Source organism: Alistipes sp. An54 (genome assembly GCF_002159375.1).
In the GTDB taxonomy this organism is placed as follows: domain Bacteria; phylum Bacteroidota; class Bacteroidia; order Bacteroidales; family Rikenellaceae; genus Alistipes; species Alistipes megaguti.
This window is the reverse complement of the sequence record NZ_NFIA01000003.1, coordinates 29340-48713: the sequence shown is the minus strand read 5'-3', so window position 1 is coordinate 48713 and position 19374 is coordinate 29340. Positions and strand designations below refer to the sequence as shown.

The window sequence follows — 19374 nt, the reverse complement described above, 5'->3', positions numbered from 1 at the left end:
AAAAAGCATTTTTTTAGCATATGTCAGCATTAACCTTCGACAAAAGCGAACTCGGAAACCTGGAGTACTCCCTCCAGCGCGAAATGCTCGCTACCGACCGAATCGGCGGATACATGAGCACGACGATCGTCTGCTGCAACACGCGCCGCTATCACGGACTGATGGTCGCCCCCATCGACACCAGCGACCGCACCTATGTGCTGCTGTCGGCACTCGACGAAACCATCATCCAGCACGACCAGTCCTTCAACCTGGCCCTCCATCGCTACAAGGGAACCTATGAGCCCCGCGGCCACAAGTACATCACCGATTTCGAGTACACGCCTACCCCCACGATCACCTATCGCGTCGGCGGCGTGATCCTCAAGAAGGAGATGCTCTGGATCCACAAGCGCACGCAGCTCATGATCCGCTACACGCTCGTGGATGCCCACTCCGAAACCCGGCTCCGCCTCCGCCCGTTCCTCGCTTTCCGCGACAAGCACGAGCTGACCCATGCCAACATGGAGGCCGACGGACACTCCTATCCCGCTGTCAACGGCGTCAAGTGCCGCCTCTACGGCTCGTTCCCCTGGCTCTACCTCCAGACCAACAAGCCCGACACGGAATTCGTCCCGGCTCCCGACTGGTACTACAACTTCGAATACCTGCAGGATATCGCCCGCGGCTATGAGGGCCACGAGGATCTGATGACCACCGGATACTTCGAAACCGAACTCAAGAAGGGCGAAAGCATCATCTTCTCCGCCTCGCTCGACGAAATGGGCTCGACGAAGACCATCGACGAACTCTTCGCCGGCTCGATCGCCCGCCGTACCCACAAGATCGACTTCATCAGCTGCCTCGAACACTCGGCCCGTCAGTTCCTGATCCGCCGCCCGGGCAACCGCACCGAAGTCATCGCCGGGTATCCCTGGCACGGCGTCACGGGCCGCGAAACCTTCATCTCGCTGCCCGGCATCACGCTGCGGCAGAACCACAAGGAGGATTGCATGGATGCCCTCGACACACAGACCCGCAACCTCTGTCACGGCATGTTCTGCGGAGGCTTCTCGGCCGCCCAGGGCGCCGACACCCCGCTGTGGTTCTTCTGGACGCTGCAGCAGCTCGAACCCCAGATCGGCGCCAAGGCCCTCTGGGAGCGTTACGGCGAGACCATGAAGCAGATCCTCGAGGCCTACCGCGAAGGGGTGGCCGGCCGTGTCATCCTCAACGAGAACGGGCTCATCTGGGCTTCGTGCGAAAGTCAGCCGATGACCTGGATGGACGCCATGATCGACGGAAAACCCGTCACTCCGCGAAACGGCTATCAGGTCGAGGTCAACGCCCTGTGGTACAACGCCCTCTGCTATACCCTGAAGCTGGCTGCCGAAAACGGCGACAAGAAGTTCGTCAAGGCCTGGGAGAAGCTCCCCGAAAAGACCAAGGCCGCATTCAACGAACTCTTTACGCTGCCCGAGGGCTATCTGGCCGACTACATCGGATTCGAAGGCCCGGCCCGGGAGATCCGCCCCAACATGATCATCGCCTGCGGACTGCCCTTCAAGATGATCGACGAGCAGACGCAGCTGGCCGTCATCCAGACCGTACGCCAGCACCTGCTCACCCCGAAGGGTCTGCGGACGCTCTCGCCCCGAAACCCCCTCTACAAGGGTTCGCAGGAGGGTTCGCCCCGCGAGCGCCAGTTCTCGGCTAAGAACGGTTCGGTATGGACCTGGCTGCTGGAATTCTACGTACAGGCCTGCTTCGACATCAACGGCGACTCGTTCCTGCCCGAGGCCGAGGAGATTCTCGAAAACTTCAACGAGGACATCCAGACCTACGGAATCGGCTCGATCGGCGAACTGTTCGATGCCGATCCTCCCTACTCGCCGCGCGGCGCCATTTCGCAGGCGTGGAGCGTGGGGGCCGTTCTGGACATCTACGCCATGATCCAGGAGCGCAAGGCCCGGATGGCCGCCGAGCCCAAAAAGAAGAGTACACGCAAAACGACCGCCAAAACGGCAGCCAAGGCCGCAGCCAAAACCACGGCAAAGGAGGCCGTAAAGAAAACTGAAGAGGTAAAAGAGGCAAAAACGGCTGAGGCCAAACCGGCCAAAAAGACGACCCGAAAGGCCGCAACCAGGAAGACGGCCGCAAAATAGCAGCCGCAGCCCGACGGTCCGGAAGAGATGAGACCCGAAAAGTCTTCCCGCGCTCATGTATCGCGGCACGGGTCTTCCGGACACCAGCCTGGGCCCTCGCGGGATCGTATGCGATCACCGCGGGAGCAATGCAGAGAGTGAAAAGGTGTCCTCGACCCGGCGACGGCCATCACCCTCTCCTCGGACCAGAAGGGTGGAGAGACGGGATCCGCCGACGCAAAGAGAATGCCAAGTGCCAGAGAACCAGGGGGGGGGAAAAAAAAAAAAGCCGGACAAAAGCGTATACGCAACGATACACAGATAAAACAAGGAATATATGAAAGTATTAATGTTCGGATGGGAGTTCCCGCCCCATATTGCGGGCGGCTTGGGAACGGCCTGCTACGGAATGACCCGCGGTCTGGCTCGCAACGGTGTGGATGTGACCTTCGTGGTCCCGCACGCCTACGGCGACGAGGATCAGCGCTTCACCCACGTCCTGAATGCCAGTGAAGTCGAAGCCCTCTACGGTTCGACCGGCAGCGGTGCCGACGACATCCTCGAAAAGATGTCGTTCATCCACATCGACTCCAACATGGTCCCCTACATCTCCCCCGAAGAGTATCAGTCCTACCACGAACAGTATGTCAAGTCGGGTCAGCGGACCTGGTCGACAACCGACGCCTGGAAACAGCGTTACACCTTCTCGGGCAAGTACGGCGCCAATCTGATGGAAGAGGTCGCCCGCTACGCCGTCGTTGCGGCCCAGGTGGCCCACGACCTGGAGGGGCAGTTCGACGTCATCCACGCCCACGACTGGCTGACCTACTACGCCGGAATCGCCGCCAAGCGTATCTCCGGAAAACCGCTGGTCGTCCACATGCACGCCACGGAATTCGACCGCAGCGGCGAGAACATCAACACGCAGGTCTATGCCATCGAGCGCGCCGGCATGGAGGCCGCCGACCGCGTCATCGCCGTCTCGAACCTCACCCGCAACATCGTCATCAACCGCTACGGAATCCCGGCCGACAAGGTCGTGACGGTGCACAACGCCGTGCGTTTCGCCGAACACGAAACGGCGGTACCCGAACGCGGTGTGACGGACAAGATCGTCACCTTCCTCGGCCGAATCACCTATCAGAAGGGCCCCGACTACTTCGTCGAGGCGGCCGCCAAGGTCCTCAAGCGCGTGCCCAACGTCCGCTTCGTGATGGCCGGATCGGGCGACATGATGAACCACATCGTCCGCCGCGTCGCACGCCTCGGAATCGCCGACCGCTTCCACTTCACCGGATTCCTCCGCGGCGAAGACGTTCACAAAATGTTCCAGCTGTCGGACGTCTACGTCATGCCTTCGGTCTCGGAGCCGTTCGGCATCTCGCCCCTCGAGGCCATGCGTTCGAACGTCCCGGTGATCATCTCCAAGCAGAGCGGTGTGGCCGAAGTGCTCGATTATGCCGTCAAGGTCGACTACTGGGATGTCGACACCCTGGCCGATGCCATCTACGGTCTGATCGAATACCCGGCGCTGGCCAAAATGTTCGCGTCGAAAGGACTCGAAGAGGTGACGAACCTCAAGTGGAACGATGCCGCGGCCAAAATCAAGAAGGTCTACGAAGACGTCATCGAAGAGAACAAAAATCAATCAAAATAGACATTCACCAACATGAAAACCGTTTGCCTCTACTTTCAGGTACATCAGCCCTGGCGTCTGAAAAAGTACCGCTTCTTCAACATGGGCAAGGACCATAACTACCTGGATGACCTGCAGAACCGTGCCATCATGCAGAAGGTCGCCCGGCAGTGCTATCTGCCGATGAACGCCCTGCTGCTGAAGCTCATCAAGGAGAACAAGAGCAAGTTCCGCTGCTCGTTCTCGATCACCGGCAGCGCCATCGAGCAGATGAAGGCCTTCGCCCCCGAAGTCCTCGAATCGTTCAAGGAGCTCGCCGCTACGGGATGCGTGGAGTTCCTGGCCGAAACCTACTCCCACTCGCTCGCCTCACTCGCCTCAAAGGAGGATTTCGAAGAGCAGGTCAAACTCCACGTCAACCTCATCAAGAAGGAGTTCGGTGTCAAGCCCACCGCCTTCCGCAACACGGAGCTGATCTACTCGGACGAGATCGGCGCCATGGTCGCCGGCATGGGATTCCGCACGATGCTGGCCGAAGGCGCCAAGCACGTCCTGGGTTGGAAATCCCCCAACTACGTCTATGCCAACGCCATCGACCAGAAACTGCGCCTGCTGCTGCGCAACTACAAACTCTCGGACGACATCGCCTTCCGCTTCTCGAACCGCAGCTGGGACCAGTGGCCGCTGACGGCCGACAAGTATGTCGGATGGCTCGCCTCGGAGGATACCCCCGGCGAGGTGATCAACCTCTTCATGGATTACGAAACCTTCGGTGAGCACCAGACGGCCGATACCGGCATCTTCGAGTTCATGCGTGCCCTGCCGAAGGCCATCCTGGCCAAGAAGAACGGACTCGAATTCGCGACCGTCACCGAAGCGGCCAAGAAACATCAACCCGTAGCCGTACTCCACTGCCCGCACGTGATGTCGTGGGCCGACGAGGAGCGTGACGTGACCGCATGGCTGGGCAACGAACTTCAGAACGAGGCCTTCTCGAAACTCTATGCCCAGAAGGAGAAGGTCAAGGCGCTGAAGAGTCCCGATTTCGACTACGTATGGAGCTTCATGCAGACCTCCGACCACTTCTATTATATGGCCACGAAGTGGCTCTCGGACGGCGACGTGCACTCCTACTTCAACCCCTATGACTCGGCTTACGATGCCTTCATCAACTACATGAACGTCCTCTCGGACTTTATCATCGAGTTGGATAAGGCGCTGGCCGTCAAAAATGCCAAAAAAGCATAAGAGGAAGGGGTCTTCACGCCGAACGAAAAAGGAGCTCGCAACTGACAGCGAGCTCTTTTTTTTGGAGGAGGGGGGGGGAGGGGCGCCACAGGTCGATGCTGGCGTCAGAAGGCTGAAGACAGCAGACAACCCATCGGGTGCAATCGGAAAGGAGAGCCGGAAAAAGGAGGAGTCGGAGAAGGATCCGGGGAAACGAGCTTCGGGAAGAGACAAAGAGCCCCCAAGGAGAAGGAAAGGACAGAAAAGACGAGTTCAGTCAAATGCAAGGTTGAAAAAGGGCAACACCGGGGAGACCACACCGGCGGACAGTCTGACCAGTTGGGACCTGGCCAAATCGCCGCCCAAGATTGCACACCCCTCAATGACGGGCACGCTCCTCGAAAATCGAGGCTTTGTTGGCCTGAGCCCACTCCACCAGTCCGAAGATGTGGGGCAACAGACTCGATCCCCGCTCGGTGAGGCGGTACTCGACCCGCGGCGGGACCTCGGCAAAAACCTCGCGCGCGATCAGCCCGTCGGCCTCCAGCATCCGCAGCGTGACGGTCAGCATCCGGTGCGAAATATCCTCCAGCGAACGGTGAATCTCGTTGAAACGCATCGTTCCGTTGGCGTGCAGTGTCAGCAGAACGAGCATCGACCACTTGTCCCCGATCCGACTCAGAACATCCCGAACCGGACAACTCCCCGTGGGAGGAAATTTTTCCAACTTTTTTCCCGTCTCCATCCTGTTCTCTTTCAACAAAGGTTACATCCGTGTAACCTGCTAACAGGCAGGTGCGTTCTTGTTTATTTGAAAATGTGCCCCTACCTTTGCATACAAAGGTAAGAAACTTACGGAAAATAACCGACAAACCATTCAAAAAAAGAGAAACATGGCCAAGAAAGTTGCAGTTGCAGCCGTCAATCCCGTAAACGGGATGGGGCTGTTCCAGTATCTGGAAGCATTTTATGAAAACAAGATTCCCTACAAGGTATTCGCCGTAGCCCCCACGCGGGAGATCCGCACCAACTCGGGCGTCACACTGACCGTCGACGGAGTGATCGCCGATCTGAAAGGACACGAGGAGGAGTACGATGCGCTGGTTTTCGCCTGCGGAGATGCCGTTCCGTTCTTCGCCCAGCACGCCTCGGATCCCTGGAATCAGGATTTGATGGCCGTATTGAAGCGTTTCGGGGAGAAGGGCAAACTGATGATCGGCCACTGCGCCGCCGGACTGATGTTCGGATTCGCCGGCATCGCCGCCGGAAAACGCGTCGCCGTACACCCGATGGCCAAGGCCGGTGTGCAGGGGCCGATTGCCACCGACGCTCCGTCGGAGATCGACGGCAACTACTTCACCGCCCAGCAGGAGCACACCATTCCGACGATGATCGACCGCGTCATCGAGGCGTTGAAGTAGTTGTACAAAAAGGACATCGGGCTGCCGGTCACAAACCGGAGGGGGGGGGTGAGGCGGCCGAAAGGTCAGCCGGAAAAACGGCCCCGATAAGAAGCCTCCGAAAGGACGACAGGGAAAAGGAGTCCGGAAGAAAAACCCGCCCGAGAATTCCGGGACAGAAGACCTGCCCAAAGAAAACGACCGCCGGAGAGACTCCGGCGGTCGTTTTGCCTGTTACAACGGTTCAAGCTCTGGGTCGTGGCTTCTCCCCGTTGGCTATCACTCCGATACGCGGCTCGATACTCCTGCGGCAGATCATTGCCCCGGCAAGCAGATCGCCGCTCCGTTCGGGCAAATGGGTCGAACCGACCCTACGGCCGCACGTCCTGCACAGATCAGCACTCCGACAGACCACCATCCCCACAGATCGCCGACCGCCCGGGCAAAAAAACGAAAGTATCCGATAACTGACCTCCTCGCCGTCTTACCGTCCTTACTGTCCTCGCCATCCTGCCGTCCTCACCGCCTTGCCGTCTCGGCGTCCTGCCGCTACGTTACCTCGGCGTCCCGCTACCCTTTGCGCTTGTAGCGCGAAGGCGAAGTGCCGGTATGCTGCTTGAAATACTTGCCGAAGAAGGATTGCGTCGAAAAGTTCAGGTGGTAGGCAATCTCCTGGATGCTCATCCCCGAATATTTCAACAGGGCCTTGGCCTCGAGGATCACCGATTCGTCGATCCACCGCGCCGCCGTCTTGCCGCTCACCTCCTTGACCACCGACGAAAGGTACTTCGGCGTGATGTTCAACTGCTTGGCGTAGAAGCTGACGTTGCGTTCGCGTTTGCTGTACTGCTGCAGCAGCGACATGAACTCGTCAAAAAGCACCTCGCAGCGCCCCTGCTTCATCTCACCGGGCTGCTCGCGCAGATTGATCTCCGTGATGATATAGAAAGCCGCGGTGAAGAGCGTACGGATGATCTCGTGACGATAGCGCTCCTTGTCACTCAACAGCATCGTCTTGATCATCAGAAACAACTGCCGGATCTCGTCAACATCCTGCTGCGTCACCTCCAGCACCGGGGCTTTGCCAAAGCGCATGTAGACCGGAAGCGAAGTCGAGAGGTCAATCTGGATCTCGTTGACAAACGACTTGGAGAAGGCCAGCAGGTAGGCGGCGGCATTCGGCGAGCATTTCACCGTGCGGATGATCGAATCGGGATTGAAGAAGACGATCATATTGGGACGCACCGTATAGTTCTGCATGTCGATCGACACAACCGCTTCTCCGGAGATCATGATGATGGCCGTGAAGCCGTCGACCGTCGTCGGATAGTTGGCCGTAGTGTTCTTGTCGGCCGTCAGCGTCGTGATGACCAGATCGTCCGAAAGATAGAAGACATTGTTCATCTCCTTCTTGATCCGGGAGATGGAGACTTTATGAAGGCCTTCCCGTCCGCTGCCGCGCGTCGTTTTGCCATGTTCCGCCATAAGGTCGTGTTTTTTGACAAATATAGCATTTTACCGGGCGAAAAAGCAAATCAGGACATAAAAAAACACCCGAATGTGTAAAAAGTTGCAACAAGATCAAATTTTGCAAAATTGGCAAACCAAATCAGAATTGAATCGGATCATGGAAGAGACAGCAGGACGAAGATTTGCAGATCCCATCGGCCGTGAACCGGTCCCCGAAAAAGCAACCTCCCCCCCCGAAAAGCAACCGGCCCCCCAAAAGCAACCGGCCCCCAAAAGCAACCGGCAGCGGAAGATCACTCCGCCTCCGCAGAGCACGGACGCACCACCCGCAAACCGCCGGCCACACACTCGATGTGAAGCGGGAATTCGGCACCGGGCTGTCCGTCGACATCCGTCGGCTCGTTGACCGTCGACTGGATGTCGATCTTCCGGGCCCGGAAGTGGCGGACAATCTTCGGATTGCCGCCCAGCAGGTACTGTCCCATGGCCAGCGTCGAACGGAAGAGATCCTTCTTTTCAAGCAGAATGCAGTCGAACAGTCCGTCGCGGATCGACGCCGTGCGCGCCAGGCGGAATCCGCCCGCCGTCTCGCCGTTGAAGATCAGCACCATCAGCGACCGCAGGTCGAAATGCTCGCCGTCGGCCACAATCTCCAGCGGCACGGCATGGATCGTCCGGAACTCCTTGACCCCCTCGATGATATAGGCCAGTTTGCCGATGCGGTGTTTGCGCGAATTGGGCGTACGCTGCGAGGTGGTCGTGAAGATCCCGAACGAGAAGATGTTGACGAACCACAGGTCGTTGACCCGGCCCACATCGACCCGATCCTCGCAACCCGTAGCGACCTGACGCGCCGCTTCGAGCAGTTCGTTCGACATGCCGAGCGCCCCGGCAAAATCGTTCGCCGTCCCGGCCGGAATCACCCCGATCGGAATATCGAGACCCTTGCGTTTCATGGCGTTGACGGCAAAATTGATGGTTCCGTCGCCTCCGGCCACGACCATCAGATCGATCGTCTCATGGCCCTCGAAGGGATTGACGGCAAAGTCGATCGGCTGCGGAATAACCCGGTAGCCGTTCGTACGGAAGATCTCGTCGATCTGTTCGGCTTCACGGGCGACGCGCCCCCGGCCCGATTCGGGATTATAGAGAAATACGGCGGTTTTCATAGATAAGAGTCGTTCGAATGGGTTGGTCCGGGGAGTTTCACTCCAGAATCAGCGGCTTCATCGCCGGGGAGACATACTCCTCATAGGCGTCACCCTCGCCCGCCAGGATGAAGTAGACCTTCACGCCCGGCATGCGGTCGACGGCCGCACGCGCATCGTCGGCCCCCATGGCCAGAAACATCGTCCCCAGGGCATCGGCCTCGGCACACGTCGGAGCCACCACCGTCACCGACAGCAGCCGCGACACGACACTGTGTCCCGTACGGGGATCGATCGTATGGGCCACCTTGTTGCCGTCGGCATCCAGATAGAAGCGGCGGTAGTTGCCCGACGTGGCCAGACCGCCCTCCGAGAGGCTGATCCGACGCTGGAGATACTCTCCGTCGCTCATGTTGCCGTCGAAGGGTGTCTCCACGCCGATGCGCCACGGATTGCCCTGGCGGTTGACACCCCGGCAGCGCACTTCGCCGCCGATGTCGACGATGTAGTTCTCGGCGCCGAAGCGCTCGACCAGCGCCGCCAGCAGATCCACCGTATAGCCCTTGGCCACGGAGTTGAAGTCGAGCTGCACGCGCGGATCGGCCTTCACCAGGCGGTTGCCTTCGATGTGCACCTTCTCACGTCCGACAAAGGTGAGGATCGAATCGATGTTCGGGTGTGCCTGCGCCTCCTTGCCCGCGAAGCCCCATGCTTCGACCAGCGGCTTGACCGTCACGTCGTAGCGGCCGTCACTCAGGGCGCCGATACTGTCGGCCAGCCGCAGGTTGAAGGCGATATGGCGGTCGACCGTATCGGTCTGGTTGCGGTTCAGACGGCTCAGCAACGAGTTCTCGTCGAAGATCGACATCGAAGCTTTCGCCTCGCGGTCGAGATCCATGACAGCCGCATAGAGCTCTTGTGCCGAAGCATCGCGCACGTCGGCGACGATATGCAGCGTCGTACCCAGCATCACCCCGTCAACGGTCGTATAGTCGGGGCGTCCGGTACACGAGGCCAGAACCACCGCCGCAACCACGGCCCAGGCGCCGCGGACTCGCTTGTTTCCCATAATTTTCCTGCGTTTAGGCACAAAAATACGATTTTCCCCGTAAACTTTTCATTTTTCGCCCGAAAAGACGAAGAATTTTCGACTTTTCATTCCTAAATCATAATTATATTCGTACCTTTGCCCAACGCTCTGGCGTTATCCACGGTAAGGGGGATGCGTCGTAGAGTGGAACTTAAATAAACTTTTACAAAATGGCTTATTTAACAGCTGAGAAAAAGCAGGAGCTTTTCGGCCAGTACGGCAAGTCTAACACCGACACGGGTTCGCCCGAGAGCCAGATCGCGTTGTTTTCGTACCGTATCAGCCACCTTACTGAACACCTCAAGAACAACCGGCACGATTTCGGTACCCAGCGCGCGCTGCTGCGTCTGGTCGGCAAGCGCCGCCAGTTGCTGGAGTACCTCAAGGAGGTTGACATCGAGCGCTACCGCGCCATCGTCAAGACCTTGAATCTCCGTAAGTAATCCGAGGTTTGAAATGAGGGCAATTCCCGAAGGGGGTTGCCTTCATTTTCTTGCGAAAAAAAATCGAGTACATCATAGGTTAAAATTTTTATGGAAGAAAAGAAGCTGTACAACGCAGTCCGCAAGATCATCACCCTCGGCGACGGCCGCCAGATCGAGATCGAAACGGGCAAGCTGGCCAAACAGGCCGATGGCGCCGTGGTCGTCAAGATGGGCGACACGATGCTCCTCGGCACCGTCGTGGCCGCAAAGGATGCAAAACCCGACACCGACTTCATGCCCCTGCAGGTCGAATACAAGGAGAAGTACGCCGCCTGCGGACGCTACCCCGGAGGTTTCATGAAGCGCGAAGGAAAGGCCAACGACAGTGAAATCCTCGTCGCCCGCCTGATCGACCGCGCCCTCCGTCCCCTGTTCCCCGCCGATTACCACGCCGAGGTATACGTCACCGTAAACCTCATCTCGGCCGACAAGGACATTCAGCCCGATGCCCTGGCCGGTCTGGCCGCTTCGGCTGCCCTGGCCGTGTCGGACATCCCCTTCGGAGGCCCCATCTCCGAGGTCCGCGTCGTACGCAAGAACGGGCAGTATGCCATCAACCCCAACTTCTCCGAAATGCCCGAGTGCGACCTCGACATCATGGTCGGCGGTACGATCGACAACATCCTCATGGTCGAGGGTGAGATGAAGGAGGTCTCCGAGGAGGTCATGCTCGGCGCCATCAAGTTCGCACACGAGGAGATCAAGAAGCAGTGCGCCGTACAGATCGAGCTCTCGAAGGAGCTCGGCAAGGACGTAAAACGCACCTACTGCCACGAGGTCAACGACGAGGAGCTCCGCCAGACCATCATCAAGGAGCTCTACGACAAGGCCTACGCCATCGCTACGAGCGGCACGATGAAGCACGAGCGCGAGGACCTCTTCAACGCCCTCGAGGCCGAATTCGCCTCGCGCTACACCGAGGAGGAGCTCGTCGAGAAGGCCCCGCTGATCCACAAGTATTTCCACGACGACGTCCTCAAGAAGGCCATGCGCAACATGATCCTCGACGAGGGCAAACGTCTCGACGGCCGCCGTACGGACGAGATCCGTCCCATCTGGTGCGAAGTGGGCTACCTGCCCGCCGCCCACGGTTCGGCCATCTTCACCCGCGGCGAAACCCAGGCCCTGGCTACCGTAACCCTCGGCACGAAGCTCGACGAGAAGGTCAAGGACGAGGTTCTCGTCCAGGGCACCGAGCAGTTCGTGCTCCACTACAACTTCCCGCCCTTCTCGACCGGCGAGGCAAAGGCCGCACGCGGTCTGTCGCGCCGTGAGATCGGACACGGACACCTCGCATGGCGCGCCCTGAAGCCCATGATTCCGCTGGGCGAGGAGAACCCCTATGCCGTCCGTGTCGTTTCGGACATCCTCGAGTCGAACGGTTCGTCGTCGATGGCTACCGTCTGCGCCGGCACGCTCGCCCTGATGGACGCCGGCGTCAAGATCAAGAAGCCCGTTTCGGGTATCGCCATGGGTCTGATCACCGACTCCTCGACCGGCAAGTGGGCCGTCCTCTCCGACATCCTCGGCGATGAGGACCACCTCGGCGACATGGACTTCAAGGTAACCGGTACGCGCGATGGTATCACCGCCACGCAGATGGATATCAAGGTCGACGGCCTCTCGTACGAAGTCCTCGCCAAAGCCCTCGAGCAGGCTCGTCAGGGCCGCATGCACATCCTCGACAAGATCACCGAGTGCATCGCCGAGCCGCGCGCCGACTACAAGCCCTTCGTACCGCGCATCGTCCAGATCACCATCCCGCAGGATATGATCGGCCCCGTAATCGGCCCCGGCGGAAAGGTCATCCAGGATATTCAGAAGACCACCAACACCACCATCACCATCACCGAGGTCGACAACAAGGGTATCGTCGACATCTTCGGCGTGGACAAGGCCGCCCTCGACGCTGCACTGGCCCGCATCAAGGCCATCGTGGCAATCCCCGAGGTGGGCGAAACCTATCACGGAAAGATCCGTTCGATCGTGGCATTCGGTGCCTTCGTCGAGATCCTCCCCGGAAAGGATGCCCTGCTCCACATCTCCGAAATCGACTACAAGCGTTTCGAGACCATGGAGGAGACCGGTCTGAAGGAGGGTGACGAGATCGATGTCAAACTCATCGGCGTCGATCCCAAGACCAACAAACTCAAGCTTTCGCGCAAGGCCCTGCTCCCGAAACCCGAGGGTTATGTCGAGCGTGAGCGTCGTCCCAGACCCGACCGCGGCGATCGCCGACCGCGGCACGACCACAAGGACGAATAAAACGTTTGTGAATGTGACATTTCGGGCGGAAATTTTATTTACATTTTCCGCCCGAAATTTTGCATAATTTGCCGGACTTTTCTATATTTGCGTTGTTCCAGCGGCTCAGACTGCCCACCGGATCGGCTTCTGCGGGTTAAGTCGCAGGAGCGGGTCACCCGACAGAGAGAGAGGAGGGGGGGGGAGAGAGAAAGAAGGGAAGAGAGGGAGAGAGAATAATGAAGTGGCGGAGGTGCTCGGGAAAAGAGACAAAACGAAGAAAAAGAAGGTACGAGGCGCTAAATGAAGCGCTGGAAGAAGAGAGGAGAGGAGAAAAAGAGAGAGGAAGAAGAGAGGGAAGAGTGAGAGAACAGGCATACGCCCCGATTCACAAGCGGACGTATCGGTTTTTAATCGAAAATAAGGCAAACAACAAATAAACACACTAACTTTATCTATTATGAAAAACATCATGAAATTGAGCGTTGTGCTCGTAGCTGCCGCTCTGGCATTCTCGAGTTGTAACTGCTTCAAGAAGATGGCCCAAAATCGGGACGACATCAAATTGACGGTGACCCCCGAGATTCTGACACTGAACAACGGCATCGTGGCCGCTGACATCAATGTCACGTTCCCCGAAGAGTACTTCAACAAGAAGGCTGTGATCAAGGTAACGCCCGTCATCGTTTTCGAGGGCGGCGAAGTTGCCGGTACGACCAAATATTATCAGGGTTCGAAGGTGGACGAGAACTACGCCGTTGTCGACAAGACCTCCGGTGGAAACTTCTCGCAGCATGTCGAATTCGCCTACGATCCCCGCATGGATCAGTGCGAACTCCAGCTCCGCGCCGAAATCAAGTGCCCGAAGGGCAAGTGCAAGGAGTTTACGCTCGTAAACCTCAACAACGGTGCAATCCCCACCAAGGAGGAGGCTGCCGTGCTGGCCGGCAATGACGAGGCTGCCAAGGCTGCCTTGGCCAAGGAGTTCGGTCTGACGGTCGCTTACGGTCTGAACACCCTGCAGAAGGATCTCAAGTACAGCGATCTGATGGAGCAGATGCCCAACGACTACAAGAAGGTCACCACCGTCGTTGACAAGACCGACCTGCTCTATGCCATCAACTCCTCCGTCGTGACGAAGAAGAACGAGCAGAACGCAAACCTCGACGCCTTCAAGGCCAACGTCGACAAGAACCTCGACAACGACCGCGCTACCCAGAACATCGCCGTGAAGGGTTACGCTTCGCCCGATGGTCCGGAGAAGTTCAACGACAAGCTCTCCAAGGCTCGTAGCGAGTCCAGCCAGAAGGTCGTTGCCAAACTGCTCAAGGATGCCGGTCTGGAGATCGACGCCGCTGCCTACGGTGAGGACTGGGACGGCTTCAAGGAGCTCGTCGAGAAGTCCAATATCCAGGACAAGAACCTCATTCTCCAGGTGCTGAGCCTCTACAACTCGCCCGCTGAGCGTGAGGCCGAAATCAAGAACATGTCCTCCGTATTCGAGGAGCTGAAGAAGGAGATCCTGCCCGAGCTCCGTCGCTCGCAGATCGTCAACAGCACCGATCTTCAGGGTCTGACCGATGCTGAGATCATGGAGGCTTACCGCAACGGTGGCGAACTCACCGCAGAGCACTACCTCTACGCCGCTCAGGAGCTGACCGAGGATCCCGCCGAGCAGGTTGAAATCCTCACCGCCGCTTCGAAGAAGTACAACGACGCCCGCATCTGGAACAACCTCGGTGTTGCCCAGACCGAAGTCGGCGACAAGGCTGCTGCCCTCGAGTCCTTCGAAAAGGCTGCCAAGCTCGACTCCTCGAAAGAGCTCAACAAGAACCTCCTGCTGGCCAACCTCGCTAACGGCAACACCGCCGAGGCCAAGAAGTATGCCGCTGCCGCCGACGCCGAGTCGAAGGCTGCCATGGCTGCTGCCGAGGGCGACTACAAGACCGCTGCCAAGGGTCTGACCGGCTACAACGAGGCTATTGCCCTGGTTCAGTCCAACGACCTGGCCGGTGCCAAGAAGGCCATCGCCAAGGACAACTCCGCTGAGGCCGACTACCTGCGTGCCGTCATCGCCGTCAAGGAGGGTGACCTGAAGACCGCCGAGGCTCAGCTCAAGAGCGCTACCTCGAAGAATCCCGAGCTCGCCGCCAAGGCTGCCAAGGACGTCAACCTCAAGGCGCTGAAGAAATAATTCCTCCCGCACTGAGGAATAAACGGGCCCGGATCGATTGATCCGGGCTTTTTTTTGCCGGTACGAATAATTTTCCTACTTTTGTGCAAAACCGTTAAGTATGGAATACGCCAACCATCTCAAAGAGTACGCGCCGGCCTGGAGCCCCGCACAGGTAGACGAAGAGGTCGCCCGCTTCCGCAAGATCGCCCAAGAGCGGAATCACAATATCGAGGTATACAAGTTCTGCTACTCGGCTATTGATCTGACGACGCTTTCGTGCAACGATTCGGTCGCTTCGGTCACCGAATTCGCCCGCAAGGCCGCAGAATTCTACGAAAAATACCCCGAAATCCCCAATGTCGCCTCGATCTGTGTCTATCCGGCATTCGTCGATACGGTAGGCGTTGCGGTTGACGGCACGCCGATGCGCATCACGAGTGTGGCTGGCGGTTTCCCTGCCTCGCAGACCTTCCTCGAGGTGAAGGCCCTCGAAGTGGCCATGGCCGTGGAGAACGGAGCCGACGAGATCGATATTGTGCTCAACGTCGGCAAGATGCTCACCGGGGCCTATGACGAAGCCGCCAACGAAGTAGAGGTGATCCGCACGGAGATGGACAGCGACATCGTGCTGAAGGTCATCATCGAGTCCGGAGCGCTGAAGACTCCGGAACTGATCCGCAACGCGTCGCTGCTGTCGATGTTTGCCGGTGCGGATTTCGTGAAGACCTCAACGGGCAAGATCGACGTGGCCGCTACACCCGAAGCCGCCGTCGTCATGTGCCAGGCGATCCGCGATTACCACGAAAAGACGGGCCGCAAGGTCGGTTTCAAGGCCGCAGGCGGCGTCCGCACCCCCGAGGAGGCTGCCCTCTACTACACGATCGTCGAGGAGATTCTCGGCAAGGAGTGGCTCACGACGGATCTCTTCCGCATCGGAGCCTCGTCGGCCGCCAACAACATCCTCTCGGCCATCGAAGGAAAAACGATCAAATACTATTAGCAGCCCTGCACAATTTGCATTGTACGGAAAACGGCAGCCTTTGTAGAAAGGTTGCCGTTTTTTCACGCGCATCAACCGGCCTTTGCGAGACAATGGCGCCCCCTCGAAGCGAAGCAAAGACCGCAGGCAGACCGAAGGACCAAGTAATTGCGGAAAGACCGGGCGGAAACTGAAATCCGACAACCGCAAGATCAGAACCAGAGGTTTCCCGATGGATTCAACGCAAAGAATCCGTCGACGGGGAGGGTTCTGCCGGAGTATCACCCGGAATAGCCGCGGAGTCCACTCCAGGTTTCGTTCCGGGAACCGCTTCAGAGCCGGAGCGTACGGATGTATCCCCGACAGCCTCCTGCGTCGGAACAGGAGCCCGCTGTGAATCCTGCGGCACAAGCGTCACACCGGGATCGCCAAACGGAAGCATCGAACGGTAGCGACCGTGATGAAGGATCGTTATCACCACAACGGCCAGCACGGCCAAAGTCACCACAAAACCGATCAGTCGCTTAATCATCGCTGGCCTCCTCTCCTTTCAAAACGGCAATCGCCCGCATGATGACGTTGTCCACGGGATAGATATTCGCATAGAAACCGTTGTCTTCGAGCTGCGTATTGCGGCCGATATAGGCCCGAAGCTGCGCCTCGATCAGCTTGCGCGAACGGGCAATGTCGCCGTAGCGCGGTGCAACCCCCTTGCGGGCCGCATAGCGGATGAAATCCTCGACCAGCGCCCGGTCGCTGTCGAGCAGCGTCTCGAGATCACCGATCGTCTGCACGGCATTGAGCGCCTCGCGGTGACGGTCGGCGTACTCGATCGTATAGCGGTAGAGGATGTTGCGGCCCACGACCTCGACGAAATAGGGGGTCACATCGGTCGTGTCGGCCGGTACAAAAATGTCGGGCATGATGCCTCCGCCGCCATAGACGATCTTGCCGCCGGGCGTCACCCGCTTGAGCGAGTCGGCAAAGTGGATGCTGTCGGCCGAGAAGAACTCGTTGTTGCGGTAACGGTTGTAGAGATCCTCCTCGTAACTCTCGTCGTCGCCGATCGTATAGGGTTTCTGGATCGATCGGCCGGTGGGGGTGTAGTAGCGGGCCGTCGTCAGACGCAGCGCCGAACCGTCGCTGAAGGGGATCTGGCGCTGCACAAGCCCCTTGCCGAACGAACGCCGGCCGATGATCGTGGCGCGGTCGTTGTCCTGCAGGGCGCCGGCCAGAATCTCGCTCGACGAGGCGCTCCCTTCGTCGATCAGCACGGCCAGCTCCATATTCTGGGCCGAACCTCCGCCGTCGGCGTATTCTCGCAACTGCTGGTGGTGGCGGTCCTCCGTATAGACGATCAGCTGCCCTTCGTGCAGAAACTCGTCGGCTACGCCGATCGCCTGATCGAGATAACCGCCCGAATTGCCCCGCAGGTCGAAAATCAGTTTGTTGACCCCCTCGGCCTGCAGCGCGGCAAGCGCACGGCGGATCTCCTCGTGAGTCGTCCGTGCGAACTGGCCCAGTTTGATGTAGCCGATGCTGTCGGTGATGCGGAACGACGATTCGACACTCTTGATCGGGATGACACCCCGCTCAACCTCGACCTGCACCAGATCCGGAATTCCCTGCCGTTCGAGCCCCAGGTGCACCTTCGAGCCGCGCGGACCGCGGAGCTTCCGTACGACCTCGTTCTGGGGGATCTTGCGCCCGGCCACCAGCGAATCGTCGATCTCGATGATCCGGTCGCCGGCCTTGATCCCGGCCTTGTCGCTCGGACCCTGCGGGATGACGTTCAGCACGATCACCGTATCGGTGGCCATGTTGAAGACCACGCCGATGCCGTCGAACTCCCCTTCGAGCGGTTCGTTCAGCGCGGCCATCTCCGAGGCCGGAATATAGACCGAATGGGGGTCGAGTTCACGCACCAGCAGCGGAATGACGTGCTCGGAGAGCGAATCCATCGAGACGGAGTCGACATACTCGTTCTCGATCAGGGAAAGCGTATAGGTGAGTTTGTTGGAGGGGAGCGTCATGCGGTCCAACACCCCCTTGAGTTGCGAAGCCGTCGTGTTGCGTCCGAGGTACTGTCCGAGCAGCAGCCCCGCTACCACGCCCGCCGCCAGCAGCAGCGGGAAGAGAATCGTCTGTTTCGAATTGCGGTACATCACTTGTTCTTGAAGGTATAGGTCAGACCGACGCTCAACAGCGTTTCGGTCTGTACGGAGAGGTTCTGCGCCCGGTTGTAGTAGAGCTGGAAACTCAGCGTCGTCGTCAGGAATTTCGTGGCCTTGATATCCACGGTATTGGTCCAGCGCACCGTCGGATGAATCGCCAGGCGCGGCTTGAGTTCGGGATCCGAACCGTTCTGCTCCCACGTCTGCACGGCATCCAGATAGCGGTTGTAATCGTTATACTTGTGCGGCTGCCCCACGTCGGTGATCCAACCGTAGAAGGTATAGAGCGTCGTTCGATAGCGCAGGTAACCCGTCTTGCCGAACGTGCGGTCGAAGTTGATCTCCACCGACGAACCGCCCTCGTACTTCGAGGTCTTGCCCTCGGAGGCCAGACCATAAGATTCCCACCCCGGTTTGTTGCTATCCCAACTGTTGCTCCGAATTCGCGAACTCTCCACAAAAACGGCACTCAGGGCTACCGGCGAGATATTGACCGCTATGGGAAACTTCGCAAGCGGACTCTTGTAGGTCAAACCCAGCGAAATGTCGAGGTAACCCGGCGAGAGGAAGGAGCTCTTCAGATGTTCACGTTCCTGCTCGGTACGCGACTTGTAGCCGTTGACGAACTGGCTGCGGAACTGGAACGTCGAACCGTAGGACCAGTTTTTGGCCAATTTGAAGGCCGGATTGACCCATACGACAAACTCATCCTGATTCTTGAACCACACGCCGTTGCTCACCGGTTCGTTCTCCGCGTTCGTCGTCTCCACCTTCATGCGGTTGTAACCCAGTTTGGCAGAAGCCTTCGTCTCAATCGAGAAGAGGTTTTTCTTAAACAGATGCCTCAGGTTGAACGAGGCGACCAGCGCAATAGAGTTATCACCGCCCGATACGGAGATCCATGGATCGTTATAGGAGGTCAACGTGCCCTGCAGTCCTGCACTGATTTCCAAATCATTGCGCTCCTTGCGGATGGCGGCACGCTCGGCCTTGTAACGGGCCAGACTGAAATAGTCGACATCCACTGACGTGGATTTCAGTTCATCGTGGAACTTCACGTCCGAGGGCTCGGCATTGACCTCGTCAATCGAGATCTGGGCCGCGGCCGGAAGGCTCGAAAACAGCAGGAAAAACCCTGCGAGAAGCACATGTGAACGTTTCATAACGGGTTCAAGGCGTTATATTTCCAAAATGCAAAGTTATGAATTTATTTACAAATTCC

General features: G+C 58.4%; 14 protein-coding genes. 8 read left to right on the top strand and 6 right to left on the bottom strand.

Annotated features, from left to right (window positions below):
* Window positions 1–20 precede the first annotated feature (20 nt).
* The 3 genes from B5G09_RS03885 to B5G09_RS03875 all read left to right on the top strand — a co-directional run bounded on the left by B5G09_RS03885 (window position 21) and on the right by B5G09_RS03875 (window position 5007).
* Window positions 21–2144, top strand: coding sequence for a glycogen debranching enzyme N-terminal domain-containing protein (locus B5G09_RS03885; RefSeq protein WP_087404126.1), 2124 nt, complete (start codon window positions 21–23; stop codon window positions 2142–2144).
* Between the two features lie 316 nt (window positions 2145–2460).
* Window positions 2461–3780 carry a glycosyltransferase family 4 protein gene (locus B5G09_RS03880; protein ID WP_343285473.1) on the top strand — a complete coding sequence of 440 codons (1320 nt, stop codon included), beginning with the start codon at window positions 2461–2463 and terminating at the stop codon, window positions 3778–3780.
* Window positions 3781–3792: 12 nt separating this feature from the next.
* Window positions 3793–5007, top strand: a complete 1215-nt coding sequence (locus B5G09_RS03875) for a glycoside hydrolase family 57 protein (RefSeq protein ID WP_087311183.1) — start codon at window positions 3793–3795, stop codon at window positions 5005–5007.
* A gap of 358 nt (window positions 5008–5365) precedes the next feature.
* On the opposite strand, the gene B5G09_RS03870 is transcribed toward B5G09_RS03875, so the two are convergent.
* The gene (locus B5G09_RS03870) at window positions 5366–5713 is read right to left on the bottom strand and encodes a helix-turn-helix domain-containing protein (RefSeq protein ID WP_087311236.1); all 348 of its coding nucleotides are present in this window, start codon (window positions 5711–5713) and stop codon (window positions 5366–5368) included.
* 166 nt (window positions 5714–5879) lie between these two features.
* Here B5G09_RS03870 and B5G09_RS03865 point away from each other — a divergent pair, with 166 nt between their 5' ends.
* A complete protein-coding gene (locus B5G09_RS03865; protein WP_087404124.1) occupies window positions 5880–6407 on the top strand; it encodes a DJ-1/PfpI family protein in 528 nt (175 codons plus the stop codon).
* A gap of 549 nt (window positions 6408–6956) precedes the next feature.
* On the opposite strand, the gene B5G09_RS03860 is transcribed toward B5G09_RS03865, so the two are convergent.
* From B5G09_RS03860 to B5G09_RS03850, 3 genes are all read right to left on the bottom strand, one after another.
* Window positions 6957–7871, bottom strand: a complete 915-nt coding sequence (locus tag B5G09_RS03860; RefSeq protein ID WP_087311181.1) for a helix-turn-helix transcriptional regulator — start codon at window positions 7869–7871, stop codon at window positions 6957–6959.
* Between the two features lie 278 nt (window positions 7872–8149).
* The gene (locus B5G09_RS03855; RefSeq protein ID WP_087311167.1) at window positions 8150–9025 is read right to left on the bottom strand and encodes a YegS/Rv2252/BmrU family lipid kinase; all 876 of its coding nucleotides are present in this window, start codon (window positions 9023–9025) and stop codon (window positions 8150–8152) included.
* Window positions 9026–9062: 37 nt separating this feature from the next.
* Window positions 9063–10073: an FAD:protein FMN transferase gene (locus B5G09_RS03850; protein ID WP_087404123.1), complete on the bottom strand. Its 1011-nt coding sequence runs from the start codon at window positions 10071–10073 to the stop codon at window positions 9063–9065.
* A 191-nt stretch (window positions 10074–10264) separates the two neighbouring features.
* Here B5G09_RS03850 and rpsO point away from each other — a divergent pair, with 191 nt between their 5' ends.
* The 4 genes from rpsO to deoC all read left to right on the top strand — a co-directional run bounded on the left by rpsO (window position 10265) and on the right by deoC (window position 15999).
* Window positions 10265–10537 (top strand): 30S ribosomal protein S15, encoded by a 273-nt coding sequence (gene rpsO / locus B5G09_RS03845; RefSeq protein ID WP_087311165.1) that lies wholly within the window; start codon window positions 10265–10267, stop codon window positions 10535–10537.
* Between the two features lie 90 nt (window positions 10538–10627).
* Entirely contained in the window at window positions 10628–12844 is a 2217-nt protein-coding gene (pnp, locus tag B5G09_RS03840) for a polyribonucleotide nucleotidyltransferase (RefSeq protein WP_087311164.1), read from the top strand.
* A 451-nt stretch (window positions 12845–13295) separates the two neighbouring features.
* Entirely contained in the window at window positions 13296–15017 is a 1722-nt protein-coding gene (locus tag B5G09_RS03835; RefSeq protein ID WP_087404122.1) for a hypothetical protein, read from the top strand.
* A 100-nt stretch (window positions 15018–15117) separates the two neighbouring features.
* The gene (gene deoC, locus B5G09_RS03830; protein WP_087404121.1) at window positions 15118–15999 is read left to right on the top strand and encodes a deoxyribose-phosphate aldolase; all 882 of its coding nucleotides are present in this window, start codon (window positions 15118–15120) and stop codon (window positions 15997–15999) included.
* Between the two features lie 503 nt (window positions 16000–16502).
* On the opposite strand, the gene B5G09_RS03825 is transcribed toward deoC, so the two are convergent.
* Window positions 16503–18143 (bottom strand): S41 family peptidase, encoded by a 1641-nt coding sequence (locus B5G09_RS03825; protein ID WP_087404120.1) that lies wholly within the window; start codon window positions 18141–18143, stop codon window positions 16503–16505.
* The gene (locus B5G09_RS03820) at window positions 18143–19315 is read right to left on the bottom strand and encodes a DUF3078 domain-containing protein (protein WP_087404119.1); all 1173 of its coding nucleotides are present in this window, start codon (window positions 19313–19315) and stop codon (window positions 18143–18145) included. The genes B5G09_RS03825 and B5G09_RS03820 overlap by 1 nt, the downstream gene beginning before the upstream one ends.
* Window positions 19316–19374 lie beyond the last annotated feature (59 nt).